The organism is Streptomyces sp. NPDC055239 (assembly GCF_053606205.1).
The window spans coordinates 219,172-227,423 of sequence record NZ_JBSGRD010000012.1 but is presented as its reverse complement, the minus strand read 5'-3'; the positions used below and the strand labels follow the sequence as shown (position 1 = coordinate 227,423).

The 8,252-nt window shown below is 70.4% G+C and carries 8 protein-coding genes; 3 read left to right on the top strand and 5 right to left on the bottom strand.

Translation table 11 applies throughout. The features are described 5' to 3' along the window. Positions 1 to 156: 156 nt before the first annotated feature. Both ACWFRJ_RS32845 and ACWFRJ_RS32840 read right to left on the bottom strand, forming a co-directional pair. Positions 157 to 525 (bottom strand): hypothetical protein, encoded by a 369-nt coding sequence (locus tag ACWFRJ_RS32845; RefSeq protein WP_453539148.1) that lies wholly within the window; start codon positions 523 to 525, stop codon positions 157 to 159. Between the two features lie 118 nt (positions 526 to 643). Beyond that, complete coding sequence (locus tag ACWFRJ_RS32840; protein ID WP_453539145.1) at positions 644 to 1,810, bottom strand: PucR family transcriptional regulator; 1,167 nt, start codon at positions 1,808 to 1,810, stop codon at positions 644 to 646. 181 nt (positions 1,811 to 1,991) lie between these two features. Here ACWFRJ_RS32840 and ACWFRJ_RS32835 point away from each other — a divergent pair, with 181 nt between their 5' ends. Both ACWFRJ_RS32835 and pruA read left to right on the top strand, forming a co-directional pair. Next, positions 1,992 to 2,918, top strand: a complete 927-nt coding sequence (locus ACWFRJ_RS32835) for a proline dehydrogenase family protein (RefSeq protein WP_453539140.1) — start codon at positions 1,992 to 1,994, stop codon at positions 2,916 to 2,918. 42 nt (positions 2,919 to 2,960) lie between these two features. Beyond that, positions 2,961 to 4,592: an L-glutamate gamma-semialdehyde dehydrogenase gene (gene pruA / locus ACWFRJ_RS32830; RefSeq protein ID WP_453539137.1), complete on the top strand. Its 1,632-nt coding sequence runs from the start codon at positions 2,961 to 2,963 to the stop codon at positions 4,590 to 4,592. A 164-nt stretch (positions 4,593 to 4,756) separates the two neighbouring features. On the opposite strand, the gene ACWFRJ_RS32825 is transcribed toward pruA, so the two are convergent. Then, positions 4,757 to 5,131: a MerR family transcriptional regulator gene (locus tag ACWFRJ_RS32825; RefSeq protein WP_453539134.1), complete on the bottom strand. Its 375-nt coding sequence runs from the start codon at positions 5,129 to 5,131 to the stop codon at positions 4,757 to 4,759. 74 nt (positions 5,132 to 5,205) lie between these two features. Here ACWFRJ_RS32825 and ACWFRJ_RS32820 point away from each other — a divergent pair, with 74 nt between their 5' ends. After that, positions 5,206 to 6,324, top strand: a complete 1,119-nt coding sequence (locus ACWFRJ_RS32820; protein WP_453539131.1) for an alkene reductase — start codon at positions 5,206 to 5,208, stop codon at positions 6,322 to 6,324. Here the strand turns inward: ACWFRJ_RS32820 and ACWFRJ_RS32815 are convergent. Beyond that, on the bottom strand, positions 6,303 to 7,010 hold the full coding sequence (locus ACWFRJ_RS32815) for a nitroreductase family protein (protein ID WP_453539128.1): 708 nt from the start codon (positions 7,008 to 7,010) through the stop codon (positions 6,303 to 6,305). The two genes, ACWFRJ_RS32820 and ACWFRJ_RS32815, sit on opposite strands and share 22 nt — an antisense overlap. Positions 7,011 to 7,029: 19 nt before the next feature. After that, positions 7,030 to 8,232: a lysophospholipid acyltransferase family protein gene (locus tag ACWFRJ_RS32810; protein WP_453539424.1), complete on the bottom strand. Its 1,203-nt coding sequence runs from the start codon at positions 8,230 to 8,232 to the stop codon at positions 7,030 to 7,032. Between the last annotated feature and the right edge of the window lie 20 nt (positions 8,233 to 8,252).

Sequence of the window (8,252 nt, the reverse complement as noted above, 5' to 3'; positions counted from 1 at the left end):
CGGGCGCCGGGGGGGGGGGGGGGGGGGGGGGGGGGGGGGGGGGGGGGGGGGCCCCCCCGGGGGGGGGGGGGGGGGGGGGGGCGGGGGCCGGGGGGGGGGGGGGGGGGCGCCCCCCCCCCCCCACCACTGTGGGTCATGCTTCTTCAGGGGCCTTGACTACCAGTCGATGCAGGCCCTGGGGACGTAGCCCTTCACGTTCGTGCCGTTCGTGATGCCGTAGAGCCACTGGGTGCTCGTCTTGCCGCAGAGCGTGTACTTCTGGCCCGTGATCGGCTTTCCGTCGTTGCAGACGAAGCCCTTCTTGCCCTTGTTCCACTGGCCGACGGCGGTGCCGTTCAGCTTCGCGCTGGTGCGTACCTTCACGGTTTCCTTGGCGGGAACGTTCGTGAGGCCGTTGAGGCAGCTGGGTGCCGCGGCGGCGGCGAGCGGCGCGGAGGGCGTCTGCGCCACAGCGATGCCGCCGGTGAGAGTGGTGCCGACGAGGGCGGCGACGGCGACGGCGGGTGCCAACAACTGGAGTTTCATCTGGTGTTCGGTCTCCCCTGTTAAGTACGGATGTGATCAACTTCTGTGATCAAGGGGAGAGATTACCCGGCCATGGTCACGTCAGGCGCTGCCAGTATCCGTGCTTGTAGCCGTGCTCTTACAGTCGTGACGCTTTCAGGATCATGTGCAGCAGCAGGCGGTCCTCGCCGTCGTCCAGGTCGAGGCCCGTGAGCTGTTCCATGCGGGAGAGCCGGTAGTAGAGCGTCTGGCGGTGGATTCCCAACTCCGCCGCCGTGCGCCCCGCTTGGCCCGCGCAGTCGAGGAACACCTCCGCGGTGCGGGCGAGTTCGCGATGGGCGGGGGAGAGGAGTGCGCGGGCCACCGGGTCCTGGGCGGCCTCGGCGGGCAGGGAGGCGAGCAGGCGGTAGGGGCCTACGTCCGACCATTGGGCCACAGGGGCGAAGCGGGGTTCGGCGCGGGCCGCGCGGGCCGCCGTGGACGCCTCCCACCAGGCGGCGCCGAGCTCGTCCAGGCCGTGCCTGGCGCTCGCGATCCCCGCCGCCGCGGACTCGGTCGACTCCAGGAGCCGCGTGGCCGCCGACACCGCGGGCGTGAGCACGTCCGCCGAGCGCACCCGGACGAGCACCGCGAGGCTCTGGCCCGCCGTGCCCCAGGGCACCGTACACAGGGCGGTCGCCCCCTGCACCGTACGGACCGAGGGGGCCGAGTCGGGGTCGGCGGAGGGCCAGGGGGCGACGCACACGACGGCGTGCAGGCCCTCGCCGCGTGGGCCCAGTGCCGTGCGCAGGTCGGCCACTGCCATGTCCCGCTGCCAGCCACGTTCGGCGGTCAGGACCGCGCGGAACTCGCGGGTCAGATCGGCCCCTGCCTGTGCCTCGTCGGCGAGCAGCGCGCCGATGCGGGCGGCCACCTCCATGGCGGCGGTCAGCTGGGCGTCCGTGGGCCCCGGATCGTCGTCGAGCAGCCATACGTAACCCAGGGCGAACCCCCGATGCCGTACGGGAAGGCAGATCCGGCCCCGATGGACGCCCGCCTCCGGAGTGGGCGGAATGCGGACCGGGGCGGTCGCGCGGGTGATGCCGAAGCTCTCGAACCAGGTGCGGACCCCGGCCGTCGAGCGGCGCGTGAGGATCGAGCGCGTGCGCACCGGGTCGAGAGCCGTCGCGTCGAAGTCGGTGTCGCCGCTGTCGTGCGCGCCGAACGCGATCAGCTCGAAATCGCGGTTCTCCAGCGTCGCGGGAGCGCCGAGCAGGGCCGAGATCTCGTCGACCAGTTCCTGGTAATCACCTTTCACACTGTCCATTCTGGCGTAGTTCCGCCCCACCTTCAGACAGATGTCTGAGATCCAGGGCACGGATGCGTGACAGGTGTCGATGGCCCCGGATCGGAGGGATCCTTAAGTTTCACGGTGGTTCTCCGTGCCGTACCGGCTTGTTACGCATATCCAGGTACGGCCCCGTTATCTACTCCCCGTGGAGGTGCCCGTGCTGGGTCCCGTGATCCTCGCCGCGTCGCGCAGCGACCAGATGCGCCGTTTCGTGTCGGCGGCCCCGGGCACCAAGCAGGTCGTCGACCGCTTCATCGCCGGTGAGTCGGTGGACCAGGTCGTGCCGATCATCACGGACGCCGCCGACAAGGGCCTCGAGGTCACCCTCGACGTCGTCGGCGAGGACATCACCACGCCCGAGCAGGCCGCCGCCGCACGCGACGCCTACCTGGAGCTCGTCGAGCGCCTCAAGGACCTCGGCCTCGGCACCAAGGCCGAGATGTCCATCAAGCTCTCCAGCTTCGGCCAGGCCCTGGAGGGCGGCCACGAGCTGGCCCTCGCCAACGTGCGCCCGGTCGTCATCGCCGCCGCCGCGATCGGCACCACCGTCACCCTGGACGCCGAGGACCACACCACCCTCGACTCGATGTTCGCCATCCACGAGGAGCTGCGGAAGGACTTCCCGCAGACCGGCTGCGTCATCCAGTCCTACCTCTTCCGCACCGAGGACGACGCCCGCCGCCTGGCCGCAGCGGGCAGCCGCGTACGCATCGTGAAGGGCGCCTACAAGGAGCCCGCCGAGGTCGCGTACCAGGACAAGGCGGAGATCGACAAGGCGTACGTCCGCGTCATGCGCATCCTCATGGAGGGCGACGGGTACCCGATGATCGGGTCCCACGACCCGCGCCTGATCGCCATCGCGCAGGAGCTCGGACGGCGTGCAGGGCGCAAACTGGACGAGTACGAGTTCCAGATGCTGTACGGCATTCGCAGCGACGAGCACCTGCGGCTCGCGGCCGAGGGCCACCGGATGCGCGTGTACACCGCCTACGGCACCGACTGGTACGGATACTTCATGCGCCGCCTCGCGGAGAAGCCGGCCAACCTGCTCTTCTTCGCCCGCTCCATCCTCACCAAGGGCTGAGCTCCCTTTCCCCCGACCCCCCTCCAAGGAGATACGGAACTCATGGACGCCGTCACCCAGGTCCCCGCGCCGGTCAACGAGCCGGTGCACGGCTACGCACCCGGTTCCCCGGAGCGTGCCCGCCTCGAGACGAAGCTCAAGGAGCTCTCCGAGAACCCCATCGAGCTGCCGATGACCATCGGCGGCGTCAAGCGCCTCGGTGGCGGTGAGCCCTTCAAGGTCGTGCAGCCGCACAACCACCAGGCCGTCATCGGCAACGGCCGCGGCGCCACGCAGCAGGACGCCCAGGACGCGATCGACGCCGCACTCGCCGCCGCCCCGGCGTGGCGCGCGATGTCCTTCGACGACCGCGCCGCGATCATCCTGCGCGCCGCCGAGCTGCTCTCCACGACGTGGCGCGAGACGCTCGCCGCGTCCACGATGCTCGGCCAGTCGAAGACCGCCCAGCAGGCCGAGATCGACACTCCCTGTGAGCTCGTCGACTTCTGGCGCTTCAACGTCAAGTACGCCCGTGACCTGCTCGCCGAGCAGCCCCCGGCGAACTCGACCGGCGTCTGGAACCGTCTGGACCACCGCCCGCTCGAGGGCTTCGTCTACGCGATCACGCCGTTCAACTTCACCGCCATCGCGGGCAACCTCCCCACCGCCCCCGCCCTCATGGGCAACGTGGTCGTGTGGAAGCCGTCCCCGACGCAGACGCACGCCGCCGTGCTGCTCATGCAGCTCCTTGAGGAGGCGGGCCTGCCCAAGGGCGTCATCAACCTGGTGACCGGCGACGGCATCGCCGTCTCCGAGGTGGCCCTGACCCACCGCGACCTGGCGGGCATCCACTTCACCGGCTCGACCCCGACCTTCCAGCACCTGTGGAAGACGGTCGGCGAGAACATCGCCAACTACCGCACGTACCCGCGCCTGGTCGGCGAGACCGGCGGCAAGGACTTCGTCGTCGCGCACCCGTCCGCGGACCGTGCCGTCCTGAAGACCGCGCTGACCCGTGGTTCCTTCGAGTTCCAGGGCCAGAAGTGCAGCGCCTCGTCGCGCGCGTACGTTCCTGCCTCGATCTGGAACTCCGGTTTCAAGGAGGAGTTCGCGGCCGAGGTCGACGGCATCAAGATGGGTGACGTCACCGATCTGTCGAACTTCATCGGCGCCGTCATCGACGAGCGCGCGTTCGCCAAGAACAAGGCCGCCATCGACCGTGCGGCGAGTGACCCGACCTGCACGGTCGTCGCGGGCGGCACGTACGACGACTCGGTCGGCTACTTCGTGCGCCCGACCGTCGTCGAGTGCTCGGACCCGGCCAACGAGGTCTTCACGACTGAGTACTTCGGTCCGTTCCTCGCGATCCACGTCTACGAGGACGACAAGTACGAGGAGATGCTGACCCAGATGGAGTCGGCGTCGGACTACGCGCTGACCGGGTCGGTCATCGCGGGTGACCGTGCGGCGGCGGCGTACACGATGGAGAAGCTCCGCTATGCGGCGGGCAACTTCTACATCAACGACAAGTCGACCGGTGCGGTTGTCGGGCAGCAGCCCTTCGGTGGTGGGCGTGCCTCGGGCACGAACGACAAGGCCGGGGCCCCGCAGAACCTGCAGCGTTGGACGCTGACCCGCGCCATCAAGGAGACGCTGGTCTCGCCGACGGAGTACGGCTACCCGCACATGGGCTAGCCCCTCCAGGGCCTCGCGCCCCCTCTTTACCCCGCCTCCGGCCTGGGCCCCACCCCGGTCGGGGGCGGTGTTTTTCCTCCCTGGGGCTTCAACTGGCCGAACAAGCCTCTCCCGCCCACCCGCTCGATTGCCCCGTGTTGCCAGGGGGGCGCGGGGTGCTCCCCTCAGCCGCTCGCAGGCGTCGTGCCCGACGCCGCCGAGATCACCTCGTCCAGTACGTCCCGCGCCCGCAGCAGCTCCTCCACCATGCCGTCGATCCGCGCCCGCTCCACCGACAGCTCCTCCACCAGCCAAGGCGTGGCCGTCTTCGAAGGGCCGCCGTCCTGGTCCCGCATGCACGGGAGCAGCTCCACGATTTTCGCGCTGCACAGGCCCGCCGCGAACAGCTCCTGGATGTGGACGACGCGGTCGATCGCCGCCTCCGTGTAGTCGCGGTGGCCGCCCGGTGTGCGCTCCGCGTGCAGCAGGCCCTGCTTCTCGTAGTAGCGCAGGGACCGCTCGCTCACAGCGGTACGCTTCGCCAGCTCGCCGATCCTCATGTCACGCGTACCTCCGCACTCGAAGTGTCTCCGCACTTGAATCTGACACCGGTGTCAGCTTCTACCTTTTCGGCATGACGAACACTTCGCTTCTCGCACCGTATTCCGCAAGCCCCATCGGCCACCTCCCCAACCGCATCGTGATGGCGCCCATGTCCCGTCACCGGGCGGCGGAGGACGGCACGCCGCTGCCGGTCGTCGCCGACCATTACGCCCAGCGCGCGAGCGCGGGCCTCATCGTCACCGAGGGCATCTGGCCCGCGAGCAGCGGTCAGAGCGACTGGCGGATCCCGGGTCTTCAGACCCCCGCCCACATCGCCGGCTGGCGCGTTGTGACCGAGGCGGTGCACGAGGCGGGCGGCCGGATCTACGCCCAGCTCATGCACGGCGGCCGCAAGGGCCACCCGCTGGCCCGGATCGACGGCGACCTTCCCGCGGGGCCGTCCGCGGTGCTCGTCCCCGGCCGTGTCCACGTGAGCGACGGCGGGAAGGCCGATCCGGTCGTCCCGCGCGCGATGACCCGCGACGAGATCCACACCGCCGTGCGCGATCACGTCACCGCCGCCCGCAACGCCATCGCCGCTGGCTTCGACGGCGTCGAACTCCACGGCGCCAACAGCTACTTGATCCACCAGTTCCTCGCCGACAACACCAACTTCCGCGACGACGAGTACGGCCGGAACTCGTTTCCCGACCGCATCCGCTTCGCCGTCGAGGTCGTGCGCGCCGTCGCCGACGCCATCGGGGCCGAGCGCCTCGGCCTGCGCCTCTCGCCGGGCAACCCGCAGTTCGGCATGGCGGAGGCCGACCCCGGCCCCGTCTACCGCGCGCTGCTCGACGAGATCGACGGCCTCGGCCTCGCCTATCTTCATCTCACCGACAACGACAGCTACCCCGCTCTCACCGACCTTCGCCCCCACTGGCACGGCACCCTCATCGGCAACGTCGGTGAGAACGGCGACCCGACCACGCGCGATGCGGGTGAGGCGGTACTCGCCGCAGGCCTGGCGGACCTCGTCTCCTACGGGCGGGCTTTCATCTCCAACCCCGACCTGCCGCAGCGGTTCGCTGCGGGCGCGCCTCTCCAGGAGATCGACGCGGCCCACCTCTACACCCACGGGGCCGAGGGGTACACCGACTACCCCTCCATGGAGCGCGAGTTGGTCTCCGCTCAGACCTCCACCAGGACCTGATCAAGCGATTTCCGTACGAGATCGGGGACCTGGCAGTCCGGCGCCGGATAGCCCACGGGGATCACCGCGAACGCCTTCTCGTTCTCCGGGCGGCCGAGCACCTGCGACAGGAACCGCATCGGGCTCGGGGTGTGGATCAGTGCGGCGAGGCCCGACAGGTGCAGCGCGGACAGCAGCATCCCCACGGCTATGCCGACCGACTCGTCGACGTAGTAGTGCTTGTGCTTGGCGCCGTCGTCGCCGAGCCAGTAACGCTCCTTGAAGACCACGACGAGGGCAGGCGCGTCCGTCAGATGCGGCTTCACCTCGTCCGTGCCGAGGGGGCGCAGCGCCGCGAGCCACTCCTCGCCGAGACGGCCGTCGTAGGAGATCTGCTCCTCGTGCTCGGCGGCCTCGCGGATCAGGCGGCGTATCTCCGGGTCCTGGACGAGGACGAACGTCCACGGCTGCTGGTGGGCGCCGGACGGCGCCGTCGCCGCGCACGCGATGGCGTCCCGCACTACTTGCGGGGGCACGGGGTCCGGCGCGAACTGTCGTACTGTCCGCCGCTCCTGCATCCGCGTCCTCAACTCGGCTGCGTGCGCGAGGGATTCGGACGCGGGCATGCGCGAGGGGCGGTACGGGACGGAGCGGTACGGCTCGCCGTGGATGGGGGTCCAGGGTCGTTCTGCGGTCTCGTCAGCCATGTTCACGAGTGTGCCCCGGTCAGCTCCATCCCGTCACGATCAATGAGAGCCCGGTCGTGAATCCGACGCCCAGCAGGGCCAGATAGAGACCGTAAAAGCGTCGTAGTCGGTGCGCGAGGAAACCGAAGGCCCCGAAGGCGAGGCCCACCGTGAGGGTGCGGGAGCCGCGCGAGAGCGCCGACTGGGCGAGCCAGTCCTGCGGCGCGATGTCGGCCCGGCCCGCCTCGCGTGCGTACACCTTGAACGGGATGCCGTTCCAGGGCTGGTGGCGGACGGCCGCCGCGGATTCGACGGCTAGTTCGGCGCGTACTTCCGCGCGCATCCTGTCCGTGGTCAGGGGGTGCGGCAACTGCACTCCGGACGCGGCCAGTTGGAGGGCGAGAAGGCCACCCGCCAGGCTTCCCGCGAGGGCGGTGAGGGAGAGCTTCAGGGCCCGGCGCGGTACCGCCACGCAGGCGATCGCCAGGAACAGCTCCGGCATCAGCGGCCAGCTCAGCGCCTCCGCGAACGCCCAGGCGAAGGCCGCCAAGAGGCCCCAGCGCGAGCCGATGACAGCGGCGGTCCGTTTGCGGGTGACGGAGTCCCTGAGGGGTTCTTCCGCCGTACGCCGATGAAGTTCCGCCACCGCGTCACGTGCCGCCTCCGGTGTGGTGTCCGGGGGCAGCGGGATTCCGATGCGGACCCGCACCAGGGTGGGGCGGAGCCTGCCGTGCTTGGGCAGGAGGCGGGCCGTGCCGTCGATGGCGACCGGGACGATGGGCACGTGCGCCTCCCGGGCGAGGATCAGGGCGCCCTTGTGGAAGGAGCCCAGTTCGCCCGCCCGCGCGCGAGTGCCCTCGGGGAAGAGGACGACGGCTCCGCCCGCGCGAAGGGCGTCCGCCCTGGACAGCAGGTCGTCCATGCCGCCTCCCGTGCGGCGCACCGGGAAGCCGGCTGCCAGGCGGCTGCAGATGCGCCTGCGCCAGGGGGAGGCGAACCAGTAGTCCGCTGCGGCGCCTATCGCGGGCGCGTGCCGGGCATCGAGCGCCGCGAGCAGGGCTGCGGTGTCCGCGTGCGACGAGTGGTTCGCCACGACCACGCAGCCGCCGCGCGGGAGTCGGCCGCGCCGCTCTACACCTCCGGTGAGGGTGAGCAGGGTCCACCAGAGGGCGCGGCGGAGGGTTGCTGCTGTGGCTGCTCTGGGGCGCCGTCGATCACCGGCTTCGCCGAGTTCGTCCTCGATCGCCGGACCGGCTGGATACG